This is a genomic window from Micromonospora sp. NPDC126480 (assembly GCF_040302465.1).
In the GTDB taxonomy this organism is placed as follows: domain Bacteria; phylum Actinomycetota; class Actinomycetes; order Mycobacteriales; family Micromonosporaceae; genus Micromonospora.
In genome coordinates this window covers 1-1,300 of the sequence record NZ_JBEORU010000075.1, presented here as the reverse complement: position 1 = coordinate 1,300, position 1,300 = coordinate 1, and the positions used below count along the sequence as shown (strand labels likewise).

Below are 1,300 nucleotides of genomic sequence, written 5' to 3'. Positions count from 1 at the left end.
CTGAGGTTCCCCCCGGGATGTGGACACCGGGTTATGCCGCGATCTGGTGCAGCGTAGTCGGTGTGAGGGCTTGTTCGTAGTCGGCGGGGCTGAGGTAGCCGAGTGCGGAGTGGCGGCGTCGGTGGTTGTAGAAGGCGATCCACCGGAACACGTCGCGGCGGGCGTCAGTCTCGGATGTCCAGCGTCGGTGGTCGACGTCGAGTTCACGCTTCAAAGTGGCGAAGAACGACTCGGCCAGGGCGTTGTCATACGACGAGCCGATGCGCCCCATCGAGCGGCGGATGCCGTGTCGTTGGCAGGCGTCGGCGAAATCGCCGCTGACGTACTGGGCGCCCCTGTCGGAGTGGAAGATCACGTCGGCGACGTGGCCGCCGCGGGCAGCGACCGCGGCGTCGAGAGCGTTGATGATCAGGATGGTGCGCATGTGGGTGTTGATCGACCAGCCGATCAGGCGGCGGGTGGCGATGTCGATGACCGTGGCCAGATACAGCCAGCTGGTGCCGACGCGCAGGTAGGTGATGTCGCCGCACCACCGCTGATCCGGTGCGGTGGCGGTGAAGTCCCGGCCGATCAGGTCCGGTGCCGGCGGGACGGCCGGATCGGCGATAGTGGTGCGTTTGCGGCGGCGCAGGTGCCGGCCGACCACGTCGCGTTGGCGCATGATCCGCTCGACCCGCTTGCGGTTGACGCGCACGCCCTGGTGGTGCAGCTCGATGGTCACTCGCGGGGATCCGTAGGTGCCGCCGGAGCCGGCGTGGATGACCCTGATCTGCTCGGCGAGGGCGTCCTCACCGGCGGCGCGAGCCTGCCGAGCGGGCTCGCCGGCGGCCCAGCGGTAGAACCCCGAGCGGGATACCGCCAGGACCCGACACAGCCGCTTGACGCCGAAGGCGGCACGGTGGGCGGAGATGAACCGGAAGCGGCTGGTCACCGATCCATCTCCTTCGCGAAATAGGCGGCTGCCTTACGCAGGATCTCCTTCTCCTGCCGCAACTCCGCGACCTCACGCCGCAATCGAGCGATCTCGGCGTCCTTGTCAGCCACCGACAGCGCCTCGCCCGAGGCCGCCGGACCCGTCTGGGTTTGGCGTTCAGCGGCGCGGACCCAGTTCCGCAGCGTCTCGTGACTCATCCCCAGCTCACGGGCCACCTGGTTGATCGGCCGCCGCGACGAGCGGACCAGGTCAACCGCGTCACGCCGGAACTCTTCCGTGTACTTCGATGGACGCCCCAACGGGGGACACCCCTTCCTCTGGACCAACATCCAGTCTCAGGGTGTCCACATCTCAGGGGGAAGCCCA

General features: G+C 68.2%; 1 protein-coding gene. It reads right to left on the bottom strand.

The genetic code is table 11. The features are described from left to right. Positions 1 to 31 precede the first annotated feature (31 nt). A protein-coding gene (locus ABTW87_RS30145; protein WP_502891673.1) for an IS3 family transposase occupies positions 32 to 1,263 on the bottom strand; the annotation gives its coding sequence in 2 pieces (ribosomal slippage) (positions 32 to 946 and positions 949 to 1,263; 1,230 coding nt in all). Positions 1,264 to 1,300 lie beyond the last annotated feature (37 nt).